Consider the following 18,146-nt stretch of genomic DNA (forward strand, 5'->3'; position numbering starts at 1 on the left):
TAGACGGGGTGGAGGCCGGGAACTCATCGCCGTTCCGGCGGTCCGTCCGGGGAATCTCGGCGGGCCTCGGGGCGGGCTCTCACCCAGGTGCCGTCGTCCGTGAGGACGTCCTCCACGACGAGTCCTGCCGCTGCCAGGCAGCGCGCGAACTCCGGCCCGTCCAGGGACCGGGAGAGGAACGTCTGGGTCCAGCGGGCGTCGGGGAAGACGTACTCGGCGTGTATCGAGTCGACGCCGTCGCCGGCCGGCTCCGCGGACAGGATCCGCACGGTGCAGCCCGCCGCGTCCCGGCGCTCGCGCGGCACGTCGCGGTGCCAGTCCTCGCCCTCCCGCTGGATGAGCACCCGGCCGTCGTCCTTCACATGCCGTCTGCACGTCTCCAGCAGGGCCTGCCGGGTGCGGTGCTCGGCCGTGTGCACCAGGAACGAGCCGAGCAGGACCACGTCGAACCGCCGTGCCAGATCCAGCGATTCGATGGAGCCGTGCACGGTCGTCACCCCCGGCGAACGCTCTCTGACCGCGGCCAGCATCTCCGCGGACTCGTCCACCGCCGTGACGGTGAATCCCCGAGCGGCCAGAGGCTCCGTCACCCGCCCGGCGCCACTGCCCAGTTCGAGCACGGTCGACCGGGCGGGCACGGCGGCCTCGATCACGTCGGGCTCGTCGCCGACGGCGAGCCGCCGGTACAACTCGACCGCGCAGCCGTCCGGGGTGATCGCCCCGGGCCCCGTTCCCTGATGTCCCTCACGCATCGGTCGGTTCATACCGGAGGAACGAGGGGGTTCGGACGGCCGTTCCCCCGCGTCGCCTCAGGAGGCCGGATATCGCTCGTACGAGTGAACCGGCACTCCCTGGCCGATCTCACCGTGCTCGAACTGGAGCGAGAGGTCGTCGGCCAGTTCGGCGACGACCCGCCGGCCCTCGGTCCGCGTCAGCCACTCGGGCGGCAGCCAGGCGTCTCCGTGTCGGGCACCGAGCAGGTTCCCGCAGACCGCCCCGGTCGAGTCGCTGTCACCGGAGTGGTTGACGGAGAACAGGAGCGCCTCCGCCGGTGCGGACGGGTGTGCGAGGAGGCAGTACACCGCGATGGCCAGGGTCTCCTCGGCGATCCAGGCGGCGCCGAGCGACTCCACCCGCTCGGGGCTCGGCCTCCCCTCGCCGGCCAGGTCGACGGCCGAGCGCAGGGCCGCGGTCGTCTCCTCGTGGCCCGGGTGACGGCGCAGCAGGTCCATCGCCCGCAGCACCGCGCCCTCGGCGGACTCGCCCTCCACCAGATGGGCCACGATCGCGGCGAAGGCTCCCGACGCCAGCGCCGCCGTCGGGTGCCCGTGTGTGATCTGCGCGCAGTGCGCGGCCAGTTCGAAGGCCTCGGGCACGGGACGGCCGGTGAGGCCGAAGGGAGCGGACCGCATGACCGTCCCGCATCCCTTGGACTGCGGATTGACGGGTCCGACGCCGATGGGCCCCCGGGGCTGCGGGACGTGCCCCGCGGCGACGCCGGTCAGGCAGGCGTTCCCGGGCGCCCGCCGGGCGTACAGCCACGGGAGGGTGCGCAGCCGGCCCGTCCGTACCAGGTCCGTGCCACCGCGGGCGGGCGGGGAGGGATGGTTCTGGGTGTCGAGCCAGCGGCGGTACGCGTGGGCCACGCAGGCGGTCTCGCCACCGCCGATCCCCTTGGTGACCGCCCGCACGTGCGCCCTGATCAGGCCCTCGACCGTGAAGAGGGTCATCTGCGTGTCGTCGGTGATCCGGCCGGTCACCCCGTCCGCGTCCGGCACCGGGCCGGTCACGCCCCGGTCCCCGTACGCCCGCCGGATCGCGCCGAGCGACTGGAACTCCACCGGGGCGCCGAGCGCGTCCCCGACGGCGCCGGCCAGCAGACAGCCCCGCACCCGGGACCGTCGCACCGTGGTTTCCCACCACCCCTGACCGTTCACACGTCCCCCCTCGCGGGTAGATCCCCAGTAGGCACCCGGCAGGAGGTGCGAGGGCCATGCGTACGGGGAATGAGCCGACGACCGCGCGCAGTCCGCTGCGCATGCGGTTCTGGCTGAGTCTATGGGGGCTGATCTGGACGGCCTTCGGCACGGCGGTGTTCGCCCTGGTCGGGCGGCCGGGATGGGCGGCGGCCTGCGGGGTGCTCTTCCTGGTGGTCGTGGTCGACCTGGCCATGGTCGTGCGGCACCTGCGGCAGGGGCCGCACTGGCAGCCCGGCCGGGACATCCCGCCGTACGAGCCCGATCACGGCGGCACGGGCCCGCGCCGCTGACCCGGCCGGGTCAGTCGTCGGCGCCGCCGAGGCCCTGCGTGCCCCCGAAGCGGGCCGCTTCGAGGTACTCGGGCTTCGGGTCGAGCGCCGCGGCCAGCCGGAAGTGCCGGGTGGCCTGCTCGGGGCGGCCGGAGCGCTGGAAGGTGCGGGCCAGCGCGAAGTGGGCGAAGGCGTTGTCCGGCTCGCGCTCCAGCACGAGTTCGAACTCCAGCTCCGCCGGTCGCAGTTGGGCGGCCGCGAAGAAGGCGCGGGCGCGCAGCAGCCGCGCTGCCGTGTTCTCGGGGTGGGCGGCGATCACCGAGTCGAGCAGCTTCACGGCACCGCGCGGATCCCGCGCGGCCAGCAGCTGCTCGGCGGCGCGGAAGTCGATGACGTGGGTCTCCGGGTTCCTCTCGGCCACGGTGGCATCCTTCCCCTAGCTCCGGCGGTTCAACATCGCGTACGGCAGTCGTATTCCGCACCGGGACACGATCCGGTCGCCGTCCCCGCGATCCCTACCCAGCCAGGGGCACCGTCGATCGGCAGCGCCCGCACGGCTTTCGCCGCCGGGCGGCCGGAGGACTCCCTGCGAAGGCCGTGGCGGCCCTCCGCCCGCGCGTCGCCCCGTGCACCGGCTACCGCTTCTCGTCGGCCGCCCGCCGCGCCAGTTCCTCCCAGACCTTCCGCACCTGGGGCTCCAGCGCCTCCAGCGGTCCGTCGTTGTCGATCAGGAGATCCGCGACGGCGCGCCGCTGCGCGCGCGTGGCCTGGGCGGCCATCCGGGCCCGCGCCTCGGACTCGGCCATGCCCCGCCGCGCCACGAGGCGGTCGAGCTGGGTCTCGGGGGACGCGTCGACCACGACGACGAGGTCGTAGAGCGGGGCGAGGCCGTTCTCGGTGAGCAGGGGGACGTCGTGGACGACGACGTCGTCCGGGCCGGCGGTCCGCTCCAGCTCGGCGGACCGGGCGCCGACCAGGGGATGGACGATGGAGTTCAGGGTGGCCAGGCGGTCCGCGTCGGCGAAGACGATCGCGCCGAGCTTCGGCCGGTCCAGGGTCCCCTCGGCCGTCAGGATCTCCGTCCCGAAGGCGTCCACGACCGCCGCGAGCCCGGGCGTTCCGGGCTCGACGACCTCGCGGGCGATCTTGTCGGCGTCGATCAGCACCGCCCCGAGGGAGACGAGCAGCCGCGACACTTCACTCTTGCCGGCGCCGATTCCGCCGGTCAGGCCCACCTTCAGCATGAGCGGCAGCTTAGGACCCCCGCCGGGCGGGCGCCCGCGCGGGGCCCGCGGCCGGTTCAGGCATCGCCCTCGCGCTCGGCGAGGAAGCGCTCGAACTCACGCCCCAGCTCGTCCGCCGAAGGCAGGTCCACGGGCTCCGCCACCAGGCTGCCCCGGGTCTCGGCGCCGGCGGCCGCGTCGTACTGGTGCTCCAGACCCTGGACCAGCGCCACGAGTTCCTCGTCGCCCTCGCCGATCTGGCGCTCTATCTCGGTCTGGGTGCGCCGGGCCTCCGTGCGCAGCGCGTGCGCGACGGCGGGCAGGACCAGTCCGGTGGCCGCCGTGATGGCCTCCAGGGCGGTCAGCGCCGCGTCCGGGTAGGAGGAGCGGGCGACGTAGTGCGGGACGTGCGCGGCGACACCGAGGGTGTCGTGACCGGCCTCGGTGAGCCGGTACTCGACGAGGGACTCGGCGCTTCCGGGCACCTGCGCCTCGTCGAAGGGGCTGCGGTGGCCGGGCATGAGGTCGGTGCGGCTGCCGTGAGGGGTGAGACCCACGGGACGCGTGTGCGGGACGCCCATCGGGATGCCGTGGAAGTTCACCGTGAGCCGGACGCCGAGGCGCTCGACGACCTGGCGGACGGCGGCGGCGAAGCGCTCCCACTCCACGTCCGGCTCGGGACCGGACAGCAGCAGGAAGGGGGCGCCGGTCGCGTCCTGGACCAGCCGGACCTCGATCGCGGGCGTCTCGTACGCCGTCCAGCGGTCGCGCCGGAAGCTGAGCAGCGGGCGGCGGGCGCGGTAGTCCACGAGGCGGTCGTGGTCGAAGCGGGCGACCACCTGGTGCGGAAGCGTCTCGAGCAGACCGTCGACGATCTGCTCGCCGGTCTCTCCCGCGTCGATGTAGCCGTCGAAGTGGTAGAGCATGACCAGCCCGGCCGACTCCTGCGCCAGCGCCACGTCCACCACGGCCAGGCCCTGCCGGTCCCATTCGTACAAATCCTGGGGATCAAGCACGATTTCCGCTCCTCCTCTGTTCCTAGGGGGAACACCTTCCGCGCCGCACCCATTCCCCCGCGGGCCCGGAGTTGCGCGCCACTCCGGGGGTCATTGGTCCAGACCTTGACATGCCCATGAGCGATCTCTACCGTCACGAAGCAGCGTCGTGTTCAGCATTCCGCTCATCGTCCACATACAAGAACACACTCGTCCCACGGGAAGGCACCCCCATGCGCACCCGAACCCTGCTCCTCCCGCTGCTCCCTGCCCTCCTCGCCGTACCGCTCGCCGCGCCGCCGGCCACGGCGGCGACGATCGAGGTCACCACGGCGGCCCAGCTCAGGACGGCACTGGCCGGCGCCCGGCCGGGCGACACGATCCACCTCGCCGACGGCACCTACACGGGCAACTTCAAGGCCACCGTCCCCGGAACCTCCGCCGCCCGCATCGTCCTGACCGGCTCCCCACGGGCGGTGCTCACCGCGGGCGGCGGCTACGGCCTCCACCTCAACGGGGCCTCGTACTGGACGGTCCAGGGAGTCACCGTGACCGGCGGCCAGAAGGGCATCATGGCGGACGCCGCGAACGGGGTCGTCATCGACGGCGTGACCGTCCACGGCCTCGACATGGAGGGCATCCACCTCCGCAACTCCAGCCGCGACGGCGTGATCAGGAACTCGCGGATCTACGACACCGGGAACGACGGACGCGGCATGGGCGAGGGCGTCTACGTCGGCTCGGCGGGCGGGCTCTCCGACCGGAGCGACAACGCGCAGATCCTCGGCAACACCATCGGCCCCGACGTCGGCGGCGAGGCCGTCGACATCAAGGAGGGCACCACCGGGGCGAGGATCGTCGGCAACACCTTCGACGGGCGCGGCCTCACGGGCGCCAACTTCGACGACTCGTGGGTCGACGTGAAGGGGAACGGCGTCCTGGTCGAGAACAACACCGGACGGAACACCACCGACAACGGCTTCGAGACACACACCCAGCAGAGCGGCTGGGGCTGCGGGACGGTCTTCCGCGGCAACCACGCGGATCTGACGGGCGCGGCGGGTGCCCGGCAGCTGGCGATCAACGTGACCAACCGGAGCGGCAGCTGCCCGACGACGGTGTACGCGTCCAACACCGTCACCGGCGGAAAGGGACTGACGAACATCCCCGTCACCCCGTGAAACGGCACAAGGCCCGCTCCCCCGAGGGGAGCGGGCCTTGTGACCTCAGCTGTTCAGCTGGTGGTCAGAGCTTCAGCTCTGGCCGCCGGCCAGCTTCTCGCGCAGGGCCGCCAGGGCCTCGTCCGACGCCAGGGCGCCGGAGTTGTCGTCCGACTCCGAGGAGTACGAACCACCCGAGACGCCCGCCGGGGCACCGGCCGGAGCGGCGGCGCCACCCTCGGCAGCGGCGGCCTCGTCGGCCTCGCGGGACTTGATGACCTGAGCCTGGTGCTGCTCGAAGCGCTGCTGCGCCTCGGCGTACTGGGTCTCCCAGGCCTCGCGCTGGGTCTCGTAGCCCTCGAGCCAGTCGTTGGTCTCGGGGTCGAAGCCCTCGGGGTAGATGTAGTTGCCCTGGTCGTCGTAGGACGCGGCCATGCCGTACAGGGTCGGGTCGAACTCGACCGAGGCGGGGTCGGCACCGAAGGACTCGTTGGCCTGCTTCAGCGAGAGGCTGATGCGACGACGCTCGAGGTCGATGTCGATGACCTTGACGAAGATCTCGTCGTTGACCTGGACGACCTGCTCCGGGATCTCCACGTGGCGCTCGGCCAGCTCGGAGATGTGGACCAGACCCTCGATGCCCTCGTCCACGCGGACGAACGCACCGAACGGAACCAGCTTGGTGACCTTGCCGGGAACGACCTGGCCGATCTGGTGCGTCCGGGCGAACTGCTGCCACGGGTCCTCCTGCGTCGCCTTCAGCGACAGGGAGACACGCTCGCGGTCCATGTCCACGTCGAGAACCTCGACGGTGACCTCCTGGCCGACCTCGACAACCTCGGACGGGTGGTCGATGTGCTTCCAGGACAGCTCGGAGACGTGCACGAGGCCGTCGACGCCACCCAGGTCCACGAAGGCACCGAAGTTGACGATCGAGGACACGACGCCGGAGCGGACCTGACCCTTCTGGAGGGTCGTGAGGAAGGTCTGGCGGACCTCGGACTGGGTCTGCTCCAGCCAGGCACGGCGGGACAGGACCACGTTGTTGCGGTTCTTGTCCAGCTCGATGATCTTCGCCTCGAGCTCCTTGCCCACGTAGGGCTGGAGGTCGCGGACACGACGCATCTCGACCAGGGAGGCCGGGAGGAAGCCGCGGAGGCCGATGTCGAGGATGAGACCACCCTTGACGACCTCGATGACGGTACCGGTGACGATGCCGTCCTCTTCCTTGATCTTCTCGATGGTGCCCCAAGCACGCTCGTACTGGGCACGCTTCTTCGAGAGGATCAGGCGGCCTTCCTTGTCCTCCTTCTGAAGGACAAGGGCCTCGATCTCGTCGCCGACCTTGACGACCTCGTTCGGGTCGACGTCGTGCTTGATCGAGAGCTCGCGGCTCGGGATGACACCTTCGGTCTTGTAACCGATGTCGAGCAGGACCTCGTCCCGGTCGACCTTCACGATGACGCCGTCGACGATGTCGCCGTCGTTGAAGTACTTGATCGTCTCGTCGATCGCGGCGAGGAAGGCTTCCTCGTTACCGATGTCGTTGACCGCAACCTGCGGGGTGGTGGCGGTGGTCTCGGTGCTGCTCGTCATGTGGGAAAGGGCTCCGGTTACGGACAGAAAGTCGTAGGTACTGCTACGCCGAGAGCCCGTATCGCACCAAGAAGCCGGACAGCCAATGAAGCGCCGAATCCGCGAACGGAAGGGGCGCCTCGAAAACCGAGGGGACATACAACAGGTACGAGCGCGGCCTGCTCCGTCTGAGGCGCGCAGGCCCGCAGCGCAACCTTTAGCATACGGGGGCAGCCGGACAGGGTCAATGCGCGAAGCGCGCACCCGGGGCGGATCGCCTCATAACCGGCACAACTCGAGTCGCTCCAGGCCATACGGCCGCGAGCCAGGACAGCCGCGCTGAGCGCAAACTACATCGACGGGCGAGATGAACCAAGAGTACGGACGCGAAGACGAGGGCGACTTCGAGCCGGAGGCGACCCGGCGTGACGCGGGGGACGCGGAGAGCAGCCGGGCGAGCCGTGGCTGGTGGGACAGGAACGCCGACGAGTACCAGAGCGACCACGGAGCGTTCCTCGGGGACGACCGGTTCGTCTGGGGCCCCGAAGGTCTCGACGAGGCGGACGCGGAGCTGCTCGGACCGGCCGGCGGGCTGAAGGGGCTCGACGTCCTGGAGATCGGCGCGGGCGCGGCGCAGTGCTCGCGCTGGCTGGCGGCGCAGGGGGCGCGGCCGGTGGCGCTCGACCTCTCCCACCGGCAGCTCCAGCACGCCCTGCGGATCGGCGCCGACGTCCCGCTCGTCGAGGCGGACGCGGGCGCGCTGCCCTTCCGGGACGGCTCCTTCGACCTGGCGTGCTCGGCGTACGGGGCGGTGCCGTTCGTGGCGGACCCGGTGAAGGTGTTCCGGGAGGTGCGCCGGGTGCTGCGGCCGGGCGGCCGCTGGGTCTTCTCGGTGACGCACCCGTTCCGCTGGGCGTTCCCGGACGAGCCGGGCCCCGAGGGCCTGTCGGTCTCCGCCTCCTACTTCGACCGCACCCCCTATGTGGAGCAGGACGAGCGGGGGCGGGCCGTCTACGTGGAGCACCACCGGACGATCGGGGACCGGGTACGGGACGTGGTGGCCGGCGGGTTCCGGCTGCTGGACCTGGTCGAGCCGGAGTGGCCCGAGTGGAACAGCCAGGAGTGGGGCGGCTGGTCCCCGCTGCGGGGGAACCTGATCCCGGGCACGGCGATCTTCGTCTGCGAGCGGAGCGGGACCGCGTAGCGGGCGGCGCCGCTCGGCCCGGCCCGGCGCCGGCCGAGTGATGGTCATATGAAGTGGTGGGCCCTGTGGACGACGCGGCCCACCACTTCGCTCGAGGACCGAGACTGAGTGCGTGATCCGAAACGACGCACTCGACCGTCTCCCCGTCCGCCACGCCGTCCCCGAGCTGCTGACCGCGCTCGAGGAGCGCGGCACGGCGGTGCTGGCCGCGCCTCCCGGCACCGGCAAGACCACCCTCGTGCCGCTGGCCCTGGCCGGACTCATAGGGGACGGTCCGCGGCGGCGGGTGCTGGTGGCCGAGCCCCGCAGGATGGCGGTGCGGGCGGCGGCGCGCCGGATGGCGTGGCTGCTCGGGCAGGAGGTCGGAGGGGCCGTCGGCTTCTCCGTGCGCGGGGAGCGCCGGGCCGGCCCCGCGACCCGGGTGGAGGTCGTCACCACGGGTGTCCTGCTCCAGCGGCTCCAGCGCGACCCTGAGCTGCCGGGCGTGGACGTGGTGCTCCTCGACGAGTGCCACGAGCGCCATCTGGACGCGGACACGGCGATGGCGTTCCTGGTCGACGTGCGGGCGACGGTGCGACCCGACCTCTGTCTGATCGCGGCCTCGGCGACCGGTGACACCCGGGCCTGGGCCGACCTGCTCACGGTTCTCGACTCCGCGGGCCCGGCGCCGGTCGTCCGGGCCACGGGCGAGGGGCACGGGTGCCGTGTCCTGTTCGCGGCTCCGCCGCCCGGGGTCCGGCCGGCGCACGGCACCTGGGTCGATCCCGCCCTGCTGCGTCATGTGGCCGCGACCGTGCGGCTGGCCCTCGACCGGCACGAGGGCGACCTCCTCTGTTTCCTCCCCGGCACGGGCGAGATCGCGCGGACGGCGGGGATGCTGGCGGACCTCGACGTGGAGGTGCTCCAGCTGCACGGCCGGGCCCCGGCGGCGGTGCAGGACGCGGTACTGAAGGGGAGAGGACCCGGGGACGCACGCCGGGTGGTGCTGACGACGTCCGTGGCCGAGTCGAGTCTGACGGTGCCGGGCGTGCGGATCGTCGTGGACTCGGGGCTGGCCCGGGAGCCGCGGACGGACCACGCCCGGGGGCTCGGGTCCCTGGCGACGGTGCCGGTGTCCGTCGCGGTCGCCACCCAGCGGACCGGACGGGCGGGACGCGAGGGCTTCGGGACGGTGTACCGCTGCTGGTCGGAGATCGACGACGCCCGGCAGGCGCGCTTCCCGTCGCCGGAGATCCGGGTCGCGGACCTGACGGCGTTCGCCCTGCGGGCGGCGTGCTGGGGCGACCCGGACGCGGCCGGCCTCGCGCTCCTCGACACCCCGCCGGCCGGGGCGATGGCGGCGGCGCGGTCGGTGCTGACGGCGATCGGCGCGGTCGGCGAGGACGGCCGGGTGTCGGAGCGGGGGGTGCGGATGTCCCGGATCGGCGTGCACCCGCGGCTCGCGCGGGCTCTGCTGGACGGCGCGCCGGAGGTCGGCGCCCGGCGGGCGGCCGAGGTGGTGGCACTGCTCAGCGAGGAGCCGCCGCGGGTGTACGGCGACGACCTGGCGGCGGCGTGGCGGGCGGCGCGCCGGGGCGGCGACGGGTACGGCGCCCGCTGGAAGGCGGAGGCGCGCAGGCTGGAGCGGTCGGCCGCGGAGGCGGACCCGGGATCCGGCACCGGGACCGGCATCGGCGGCGGGGCTTCGGGCGGGGCCGCGCGGGCGGACGACGCCGTGGCCGGGCTCGTGACCGCGCTGGCCTTCCCCGAGCGGGTGGCGCGGGCCCGTGAGGGCAGCGGGTTCCTGATGGTGTCGGGGACGGGGGCCGCGCTCGCCGAGGGTTCGGCGCTGCGCGAGGCCTCCTGGCTGGCCGTCGCCGTGGCCGACCGGACGGCGCAGAACGCGACGGCGCGGGTGCGGCTGGCGGCCGTGGTGGACGAGGACGTGGCACGCGCGGCGGCCGGGCATCTCTCCTCGTCGGGCGAGGAGGTGCATTGGGAGGACGGTGACGTGGTGGCGCGGTCGGTGTCCCGGCTCGGGGCCGTCGAGCTCGCGGTGCGCCCGCTGCGGGAGGACGCGGACCCCGGCCTCGTCCGCGCGGCGCTGCTCGACGGGCTGGGCCGCGAGGGTCTCGGGCTGCTGCGGTGGAGCCGGGAGGCTTCGGAACTGCGGCAGCGGCTGGGCTTCCTCCACCGGGTGCTGGGTGCGCCGTGGCCGGACGTGGCGGACGGGCCTCTGCTGGACCGGGCGGAGGAGTGGCTGGAGCCCGAGCTGTCGCGGGCACGCCGGCGGGCCGATCTGGGCCGGCTCGACGCGGGGCAGGCGCTCGGGCGGCTGCTGCCCTGGGCGACGGGCGAGGCGGCGCGGCTGGACGAGCTGGCCCCGGAGCGGATCGAGGTGCCGAGCGGCTCCCGGATACGGGTCGACTACGGCGGCGAGCAGCCCGTCCTGGCGGTGAAGCTCCAGGAGATGTTCGGCCTGGCCGAGACGCCGCGGGTGGCGGGCGTGCCGGTGCTCGTCCATCTCCTCTCCCCCGCCGGCCGCCCCGCCGCGGTCACGGCCGATCTGGCGTCGTTCTGGCGGAGCGGCTACCCCTCGGTGCGGGCGGAGCTCAGGGGGCGCTATCCCAAGCACCCGTGGCCGGAGGATCCGGGAGCGGCGCAGCCGACCCGGCACACCAGCGCGCGGCTCAGGAGGGGGTGACCGGCTCCGGGGCGGGCCGCCGGCTCCGGGCTTCGGTCCAGAGCGCGAGGGCGAGGAGGACGAGGGCGAGCCCGGCGAAGGTCCAGGGCAGATAGGAGGTCAGCAGCAGGACGTAGGTGCGGTTGGTCCTGACCAGTTCGCCGGTGCTGCGGAGGTAGTCCTCGCGCATCTTCACGTGGCCGGCGAAGGCGGTGACGGTGTCCTGGCCCATGAGCTTGCGGGCGTTGCGGAGCTCCTCCCGGTGGATCTCCTCGCCGTTGACGGGAGCCCCGGTGACGGGGTCGACCCAGAACATGCGCTTGGTGGTGTACCAGCGGGTGATGCCGGTCTGGGCGAGGAACTCGGGGGTGATGCCCTTGATCGGCATCGACCTGGGCATGGGGACCCGGGTCCAGGGGATGGTCTGCTCGAAGTAGTAGACCTCCATGCCCCTGAAGTCCCGGACGCCCTTGTAGTGGATGGGGGCCGAGGTGCGCGCCTGGGCGTCGAAGTACTGGTAGTCCCGCTTCTCGGTGAGGAAGGGCCATTTGAACTCGATGCCCTCGCGCCGGACGGCGTCGCCGTCGACCATCTCGCCGGTCGCGTGGACGGGGTCCTGGGTGTGGGCGTCGAAGATGTAGCGCTCGGGGATCTGGGAGACCATCTTGCCGTCGGGGCCGGCGACGTGGGAGAGCGAGTCCCAGACGACGACGTCGCGGCCGGCGTCCTTCTCGATCCGCTTCGACTCCGCCACGTTGCCCTTGAGGGTCTGGATGATCGTGATCTTGTCGACCTTCTCGGCCTTGAGCGTGGAGTAGTTGAGCAGTGTCGCGGGCTTCGCCTCCAGGATCGTCACCTGGTACTGGTTCGGCGGGATCTTCACCGCGCGGGGGAAGACGTACCAGCGCAGGGTGGGGGCCATCGAGGCGAAGCAGACGGCGAGGGAGAGCAGGACGAGACTCGCCAGGCGGCGCATGGGCGCTCCTCCTACGGGTGGGGGCCGGGGTCGGCGGTGAGGAGGGGGCGGGGCGAGGTCGGTCCGTCGGGCGGCAGGTCCACCGTCGTGAAGAGCAGCACGACGAGGAGGGCGGGGACCAGCCCGATGGCGGCGGCGACGAGGGCGCGCACGATCGTCCTCCCGGTGCTCGATCTGATACAGCGTCAGGGCGGGGGCACCGTAGCAACGCGGCCGCGAGATGAGAACACGTTGCACTCAGAACACAGAGCGCCGCCCCCTCGTCCGGGCGGACGAGGGGGCGGCGCGAGGAGCGTGGCGGTGGACGCTCAGGTGGTGGGCGAGGCCGACGGGGACGGCGACGCGCCCGTCGATCCCGTCGGCGACGGGGTGGGCTCCGGCTCGGGAGCCGTGACCTTGAGGACGATGTCCACGGTGCCGCCGCCCGGCGTGGTCAGGCGCAGCACGAACGTGCCGGCCTCGCCGTCCGCGAAGAGGTCGGGCAGGGTGAGCAGGCCCTTCTCGTCCGTCCTCAGTCCGCTGAGGGTCCGGACCGGGTCGCCGTTCGCGTCCTTGAAGTACGGCCCCTTCGTGGCCGGCTGCGGGTCCTCGCCGGAGGTGAGCACGGCGGCGGTGAGGTCGACGGACGCGGCGGGCGCGCCGTCGAGCGTGGCCGTCACGAGAATCCGGTCCGCGAAGCCGGTGCCGGTGGTCGCGCTCAGCTCCTTGGAGTCGCTGACCAGGGTGTCGGCCTGCCGGACGGTGACGGTCGCGGCGAAGTCGACGACCGCCAGCTTGCGGCCGGCGACGGAGGCCCGCACGGTGAACGCGCCGGCCTGCTCGCCCGCCCGGACGGCCGGGGAGACGACCTTGCCCTGCGCGCCGGTGGTGACGGTGACGGTCTTGACACCGCCGCCGAAGTGGGAGTCGGTGGCGCCGACGATCTCGAAGCGCACGGCCAGTCCGGAGACCGGCTTGCCCGCGGCGTCGAGCGCGAGGACGGTCGGGCGCCCGGCGAACGCCGTGCCCGCGGTGGCCTTGAGCGTGCCCGTGCCGGAGTCGGCGAGCTTCGCCACGCGCTCGGCCGGGGGCCGGGTCGCGGGCGGCGGGGTCGGCGTGCTCGGCTTCGACGGGCTGGGCTTGGGCGTCGCGGGCTTCGTCGGGGCCGGGGTGGTCGGCGACGGCGAGGGGTTCCGGCCGGCGGGGACGTCGCTGCGGTCGACGGGGAGGACGCCGGTGCCGTCGGGGACCTGGTGGCTGCCGCGCTTGTAGTACTCGAACCAGGAGAGCACCGTGTTCAGGTACTCCGTCGAGCGGTTGTAGCTGAGGATCGCCCGGTCCAGGTCGGCCTTCACCGCGAGGTCGCGGTTGTTGGCGCAGAGGTAGAGACCGGCCGCCTGGGCGGCGTCGTAGATGTTGTTGGGGTCCTTGCGGCCGTCGCCGTTGGCGTCCTGGCCCCAGGTGGCCCACGTGGAGGGGATGAACTGCATCGGGCCGACGGCGCGGTCGTGCCGTGCGTCGCCGTCGAAGGCACCCTTGTCGGTGTCCGATATGTCGGCGAAGCCGACTCCGTTGAGCACCGGGCCGAGGATGGGCGAGAGCGTGGTCCCGTTGGCGTCCACGCGGCCGCCGCGCGCCTGCCCCGACTCGACCTTGCCGATGCCGGCGAGCAGCTGCCAGGGGAGGTTGCAGGCGGGGTCGCTCGACCGCACGGACTGCTCGGCCCGCTTGTAGGCGGCCAGCACGGACGCGGGTATGCCCGCCTCCGCCGGTCCGGTCACGATCGGCAGGTCTATGGAAGTGCCGGGCTTGTTGGGCGTGTTCAGCGGCGGCAGGTCGGTGTAGTACGGGGAACCGCCGGTCGCCGAGCCCTCGGGCGGCGTGGTCGCGTCCCCGGTGCCGATGGACCGGTCCCCGCTCGCGTTGTCCGCCGGTGGCGGAGTCACACCCGGAGCCTGCGAGGCGGCCAGCGCCGCGACCGCCGCGGCCACCACAGCGCTGCTGGTGGCCCCCTTGCGCAGACGGCGGCCCAATTGCGCTGCCATACGTACAGTCCCTCCCCTTGACCTGCGTTCGCGCTCCCCGCGCGCGGACTCAGGCGACCCTATGACAACTCCGGGCCCCGGAACACCGGGCCTTGACCGTGTTTCACGCTTTCGTCACCTCTTGGCCGCTCACCCTCTCGAAGGAATCACTCCCGCATACTGGACATGACCACCGACCTCGGACCCGGGGGGCCTCCGCCGGTCGGCACAGATCATGAGGGGGATGTTCCATGCCGTTCACGCTGAGCCATGCCGCCGCGGTGCTCCCGGGCATCCGGCGGGACGGCACCGCACGCGGGCCGTTGATCGCCTCGGCGCTCGTGGCGGGGTCGTTCTCGCCCGACATGACCTACTTCGCCGCCTCGGTGATCCCCGGCGCGATGACCTTCGGCACCGTCACGCACTCGGTGGTGGGCGTCGTGACCGCCGACGTGCTCATCACCGCCGTCCTGGTGGCGGTGTGGCTGCTGTTGCGCGAGCCGCTGGTGGCGCTGCTCCCGGCACGATGGCAGGGGCGGGTGTACGGCTTCGTCCGGGGAAGTTCCTGGCGGGGGCGGCGGGCACCGGCGCTGGCCGGCTGGTTCTGCCTGTCCGCGATGCTCGGCGCGACGACGCACGTCGTGTGGGACTCCTTCACGCACCTCGACCGCTGGGGAACCCGGGTGATCCCGTTCCTCGGCGAGCTGGTGGCCGGCTTCCCGGTCTATCTGTACGCGCAGTACGGGGGTTCGGCCCTGGCCTTCGGTCTGCTGGTGTGGTTCGTCGTCCGGGCGCTGCGCGCGACGCCCGCGGACCTGGCGCGTCCCGCGGGGATCGTGGTGCTGGACCGGCGGGGGCGCCGGCTGGCGGGCGCGCTGATCGGGGCGTGCTTCCTCGCCGGGATCGTCCACCGCTGCCTGCGCTTCTACGCCTACTGGGGCCGGATCGACAAGCCGCTGGACCTCATCCCGACGGCCTGCTTCGGCGGAGGCGCGGGGCTGGCCGCCGGGCTCGTGCTGTACGCGGCGTGGACGCGGCTGCGCAGGACACCCGCGGCTTCGCACGCCGCGACGGCGCCGGGCACCGACGACCCGGCCGGCGCGCGGGAGACCTCCTCCGCCCGCCCGAGCGGCCCCCGCTGAACCGGCCGCCCCGCACCCGAGGCACCGCACCGCACCGTGCGGCACCGCACACGAAGTCCCGGGAGGACGTCCGGGAGCCGGGCGTTCGCGGTCCGCGGGCACATGCGAAAGCCCGGGCCCGCGACGCATCGGCGTCGCGGGCCCGGGCCCGTCCGGTCAGTGCGCCGCCGACTCCCAGTCAGGGCCGACGCCCACCGAGACGTCGAGCGGGGCGCGCAGGGTGACCGCGGAGGACATCTCCCGGCGCACCAGGGCCTCGACCTGCTCCCGCTCGCCCGGGACCACTTCCAGCACGATTTCGTCGTGGACCTGGAGGAGCATGCGGGAGGTCAGGGATGCCTCGGCCAGCGCGCGGTCGACGTTCAGCATCGCGACCTTCACGATGTCGGCCGCCGTGCCCTGGATCGGGGCGTTCAGCGCCATCCGCTCGGCGGCCTCGCGGCGCTGGCGGTTGTCGCTGTTGAGGTCCGGGAGGTAGCGCCGGCGGCCCAGCATCGTCTCGGTGTACCCCGTGGCGCGGGCCTCGTCGACGACGCGGCGCAGATAGTCCCGCACCCCGCCGAACCGCTCGAAGTACGTGTCCATCAGGGCACGCGCCTCGCCCGCCTCGATGTTGAGCTGCTGGGAGAGGCCGAAGGCGGACAGGCCGTACGCCAGGCCGTAGGACATGGCCTTGATCTTGCGCCGCATCTCGGCGTCGACGGCGGACCGCTCGACCCCGAAGACCTGCGAGGCGACCGTGGTGTGCAGGTCCTCGCCGGAGGCGAACGCCTCGATGAGGCCCTCGTCCTCGGACAGGTGGGCCATCACCCGCAGTTCGATCTGGCTGTAGTCCGCGGTCATCAGGGACTCGTAGCCCTCGCCCACGACGAAGCCGTGGCGGATCGCCCGGCCCTCGTCGGTGCGGACCGGCACGTTCTGCAGGTTGGGGTCCGTGGAGGACAGGCGTCCGGTGGCGGCCACCGTCTGGCTGAAGGTGGTGTGGATACGGCCGTCCGCGGCGATCGTCTTGATCAGCCCCTCGACCGTGGAGCGCAGCCGGGCCTGCTCGCGGTGCCGGAGCATGATCACCGGCAGCTCGTGCTCGGTCTGCCCGGCGAGCCAGGCGAGCGCGTCCGCGTCCGTGGTGTAGCCCGTCTTGGTCTTCTTCGTCTTCGGCAGGTTCAGCTCGCCGAAGAAGACCTCCTGGAGCTGCTTGGGCGAGCCGAGGTTGAACTCGTGGCCCACCGAGGCGTGCGCCTCCTTCACCGCCTGCTGCACGGCGCCCGCGAACTGCTGCTCCATGGCCTCCAGATGGGCCCGGTCGGCCGCGATGCCGTGCCGCTCCAGCCGGGCGAGGAGGGCGGAGGTGGGCAGCTCGACGTCGTGCAGGAGCTCGCGCGCGCCCACCTCGCCGAGCTTCTCCTCGAAGGCCGCGCCGAGGTCGAGCACGGCCCGCGCCTGAGTCATCAGGGCGTCGGCCTCGGCGGTGTCGTCGGCGCCGAAGGCGAGCTGCCCGTCGTCGGCCGCGGCCGACGCGAGCTCCCGGTGGAGGTACTCGACGGAGAGCGCGTCGAGCGCGAAGGAACGGCGGCCCGGCTTCACCAGGTAGGCGGCGAGCGCGGTGTCCATCGTGACCCCGGCGACGGTCCAGCCGTGCTCGGGGAGGACGCGCATGGCGCCCTTGGCGTTGTGCAGCACCTTGGGCCGGGCCGGGTCGGCGAGCCACGCGGAGAAGGCCCGCTCGTCGTCCTCGTCCAGCTGCGTGGGGTCGAACCAGGCGGCGGCGCCGTCCGCGGCGGCCAGGGCGATCTCGGCGACGCTTCCGGTGCCGAGCGCCCAGCTGTCGACCGTGGCCACACCGAGCGGCTGGTCGGCGTGCCCGGCCAGCCAGGGGGCCAGCTCGCCGGAGCCGAGGACCGAGCCGTCCAGCTCGACACCAGCGGCGGGGGCCGGCGGCTGCTCCTCGGCGGCGCCCGGGTCGACGGCCAGCAGGCGCTCGCGCAGCGAGGGGTTGCGGATCTCCAGGGTGTCGAGGACCAGCGCGAGCGCCGTGCGGTCGTACGGCGCGCGCTCCAGGTCGCGGACGGTCCGGGGCAGCTCGACGTCGCGCACCATCTCGGTGAGCACGCGGTTGAGCTTCACGGCCTCCAGGTGGTCCCGGAGGTTCTGCCCGGCCTTGCCCTTGACCTCCTCGGCGCGCTCGACCAGTTCGGCGAACGACCCGAACTGGTTGATCCACTTCGCCGCGGTCTTCTCGCCGACGCCGGGGATGCCGGGGAGGTTGTCGGACGGGTCGCCGCGCAGGGCGGCGAAGTCCGGGTACTGCCGGGGGGTGAGGCCGTACTTCTCCTCCACCTTCTCCGGGGTGAAGCGGGTCAGCTCGGAGACGCCCTTGGTCGGGTACAGCACCGTCACGTGGTCCGTGATCAGCTGGAACGAGTCGCGGTCGCCGGTGACGATCAGGACCTCGAAGCCCTCGGCCTCGGCCTGGGTGGCGAGCGTGGCGATCACGTCGTCCGCCTCGAAGCCGTCGACGGCGAAGCGCTCCGCGTGCATGGCGTCCAGCAGTTCGCCGATCAGCTCGACCTGGCCCTTGAACTCGTCCGGGGTCTTGGAGCGGTTCGCCTTGTACTCCGGGAACTCCTCGGAGCGCCACGTCTTGCGGGACACGTCGAACGCGACCGCGAAGTGCGTGGGCGCCTCGTCGCGGAGCGTGTTCGCCAGCATCGACGCGAAGCCGTAGATGGCGTTGGTCGGCTGTCCCGTCGCGGTCGTGAAGTTCTCCGCGGGAAGCGCGAAGAACGCCCGGTACGCGAGGGAGTGCCCGTCCATGAGGAGCAGGCGGGGACGGGGGTCTGCGGTCTTCTTCGATGCTGTCTCGGCCACGGAACGATCCTGCCACGGACCGCTGACAATCCCCTCCACACCGACCTTACGTGGAGCTTTGTCGGTACCGCGTGACAGGATCGGGGGGTA

The 18,146-nt window shown here is 72.7% G+C and carries 15 protein-coding genes; 5 read left to right on the forward strand and 10 right to left on the reverse strand.

The genetic code is table 11. The features are described 5' to 3' along the window. Positions 1 to 23: 23 nt before the first annotated feature. Together ACGFZF_RS00935 and ACGFZF_RS00940 are read right to left on the reverse strand one after the other, a co-directional pair. A complete protein-coding gene (locus tag ACGFZF_RS00935) occupies positions 24 to 752 on the reverse strand; it encodes a class I SAM-dependent methyltransferase (RefSeq protein ID WP_393550297.1) in 729 nt (242 codons plus the stop codon). A 57-nt stretch (positions 753 to 809) separates the two neighbouring features. Continuing rightward, entirely contained in the window at positions 810 to 1,937 is a 1,128-nt protein-coding gene (locus tag ACGFZF_RS00940) for an ADP-ribosylglycohydrolase family protein (protein WP_393550299.1), read from the reverse strand. A gap of 56 nt (positions 1,938 to 1,993) precedes the next feature. Here ACGFZF_RS00940 and ACGFZF_RS00945 point away from each other — a divergent pair, with 56 nt between their 5' ends. After that, on the forward strand, positions 1,994 to 2,269 hold the full coding sequence (locus tag ACGFZF_RS00945) for a DUF6343 family protein (RefSeq protein WP_393550301.1): 276 nt from the start codon (positions 1,994 to 1,996) through the stop codon (positions 2,267 to 2,269). A gap of 10 nt (positions 2,270 to 2,279) precedes the next feature. Here ACGFZF_RS00945 and ACGFZF_RS00950 read toward each other — a convergent pair whose 3' ends face one another. From ACGFZF_RS00950 to ACGFZF_RS00960, 3 genes are all read right to left on the reverse strand, one after another. Then, entirely contained in the window at positions 2,280 to 2,669 is a 390-nt protein-coding gene (locus tag ACGFZF_RS00950) for a tetratricopeptide repeat protein (RefSeq protein WP_147977506.1), read from the reverse strand. A gap of 214 nt (positions 2,670 to 2,883) precedes the next feature. Next, positions 2,884 to 3,492 (reverse strand): dephospho-CoA kinase, encoded by a 609-nt coding sequence (gene coaE / locus ACGFZF_RS00955; RefSeq protein WP_393550304.1) that lies wholly within the window; start codon positions 3,490 to 3,492, stop codon positions 2,884 to 2,886. A gap of 56 nt (positions 3,493 to 3,548) precedes the next feature. Next, the gene (locus ACGFZF_RS00960; protein WP_393550306.1) at positions 3,549 to 4,487 is read right to left on the reverse strand and encodes a PAC2 family protein; all 939 of its coding nucleotides are present in this window, start codon (positions 4,485 to 4,487) and stop codon (positions 3,549 to 3,551) included. A gap of 212 nt (positions 4,488 to 4,699) precedes the next feature. On the opposite strand from ACGFZF_RS00960, the gene ACGFZF_RS00965 reads away from it, so the two are divergent. After that, on the forward strand, positions 4,700 to 5,647 hold the full coding sequence (locus ACGFZF_RS00965) for a right-handed parallel beta-helix repeat-containing protein (RefSeq protein WP_393550308.1): 948 nt from the start codon (positions 4,700 to 4,702) through the stop codon (positions 5,645 to 5,647). 72 nt (positions 5,648 to 5,719) lie between these two features. Here the strand turns inward: ACGFZF_RS00965 and rpsA are convergent, their stop codons facing one another. Beyond that, entirely contained in the window at positions 5,720 to 7,222 is a 1,503-nt protein-coding gene (gene rpsA / locus ACGFZF_RS00970) for a 30S ribosomal protein S1 (RefSeq protein ID WP_019885395.1), read from the reverse strand. 346 nt (positions 7,223 to 7,568) lie between these two features. Between rpsA and ACGFZF_RS00975 the strand changes: the two genes are divergently transcribed. Both ACGFZF_RS00975 and hrpB read left to right on the forward strand, forming a co-directional pair. Further along, positions 7,569 to 8,405, forward strand: a complete 837-nt coding sequence (locus ACGFZF_RS00975; RefSeq protein ID WP_393550311.1) for a class I SAM-dependent methyltransferase — start codon at positions 7,569 to 7,571, stop codon at positions 8,403 to 8,405. Between the two features lie 112 nt (positions 8,406 to 8,517). After that, positions 8,518 to 11,088 (forward strand): ATP-dependent helicase HrpB, encoded by a 2,571-nt coding sequence (gene hrpB / locus ACGFZF_RS00980; protein WP_393550313.1) that lies wholly within the window; start codon positions 8,518 to 8,520, stop codon positions 11,086 to 11,088. On the opposite strand, the gene ACGFZF_RS00985 is transcribed toward hrpB, so the two are convergent. From ACGFZF_RS00985 to ACGFZF_RS00995, 3 genes are all read right to left on the reverse strand, one after another. Next, the gene (locus ACGFZF_RS00985) at positions 11,075 to 12,043 is read right to left on the reverse strand and encodes a DUF3068 domain-containing protein (protein ID WP_393550315.1); all 969 of its coding nucleotides are present in this window, start codon (positions 12,041 to 12,043) and stop codon (positions 11,075 to 11,077) included. The genes hrpB and ACGFZF_RS00985 overlap by 14 nt on opposite strands. Positions 12,044 to 12,054: 11 nt before the next feature. Further along, a complete protein-coding gene (locus ACGFZF_RS00990; protein ID WP_393550317.1) occupies positions 12,055 to 12,195 on the reverse strand; it encodes an SPW_0924 family protein in 141 nt (46 codons plus the stop codon). 156 nt (positions 12,196 to 12,351) lie between these two features. Then, positions 12,352 to 14,067, reverse strand: a complete 1,716-nt coding sequence (locus ACGFZF_RS00995) for a lytic murein transglycosylase (RefSeq protein ID WP_393550319.1) — start codon at positions 14,065 to 14,067, stop codon at positions 12,352 to 12,354. A 230-nt stretch (positions 14,068 to 14,297) separates the two neighbouring features. Here ACGFZF_RS00995 and ACGFZF_RS01000 point away from each other — a divergent pair, with 230 nt between their 5' ends. Further along, entirely contained in the window at positions 14,298 to 15,188 is an 891-nt protein-coding gene (locus tag ACGFZF_RS01000) for a DUF4184 family protein (RefSeq protein ID WP_393550321.1), read from the forward strand. Between the two features lie 156 nt (positions 15,189 to 15,344). Here the strand turns inward: ACGFZF_RS01000 and polA are convergent, their stop codons facing one another. Beyond that, entirely contained in the window at positions 15,345 to 18,056 is a 2,712-nt protein-coding gene (gene polA, locus ACGFZF_RS01005; protein ID WP_393550323.1) for a DNA polymerase I, read from the reverse strand. Between the last annotated feature and the right edge of the window lie 90 nt (positions 18,057 to 18,146).

It is taken from the genome of Streptomyces sp. NPDC048338 (genome assembly GCF_043201055.1).
GTDB lineage: Bacteria > Actinomycetota > Actinomycetes > Streptomycetales > Streptomycetaceae > Streptomyces.

Coding starts and splice junctions, on each gene's coding strand:
- ACGFZF_RS00935 (WP_393550297.1), bottom strand. CDS start 752: ATGCGTGAGGGACATCAGGGAACGGGGCCCGGGGCGATCACCCCGGAC.
- ACGFZF_RS00975 (WP_393550311.1), top strand. CDS start 7,569: ATGAACCAAGAGTACGGACGCGAAGACGAGGGCGACTTCGAGCCGGAG.
- ACGFZF_RS00995 (WP_393550319.1), bottom strand. CDS start 14,067: ATGGCAGCGCAATTGGGCCGCCGTCTGCGCAAGGGGGCCACCAGCAGC.
- ACGFZF_RS01000 (WP_393550321.1), top strand. CDS start 14,298: ATGCCGTTCACGCTGAGCCATGCCGCCGCGGTGCTCCCGGGCATCCGG.
- coaE (WP_393550304.1), bottom strand. CDS start 3,492: ATGCTGAAGGTGGGCCTGACCGGCGGAATCGGCGCCGGCAAGAGTGAA.
- ACGFZF_RS00965 (WP_393550308.1), top strand. CDS start 4,700: ATGCGCACCCGAACCCTGCTCCTCCCGCTGCTCCCTGCCCTCCTCGCC.
- rpsA (WP_019885395.1), bottom strand. CDS start 7,222: ATGACGAGCAGCACCGAGACCACCGCCACCACCCCGCAGGTTGCGGTC.
- ACGFZF_RS00985 (WP_393550315.1), bottom strand. CDS start 12,043: ATGCGCCGCCTGGCGAGTCTCGTCCTGCTCTCCCTCGCCGTCTGCTTC.
- ACGFZF_RS00945 (WP_393550301.1), top strand. CDS start 1,994: ATGCGTACGGGGAATGAGCCGACGACCGCGCGCAGTCCGCTGCGCATG.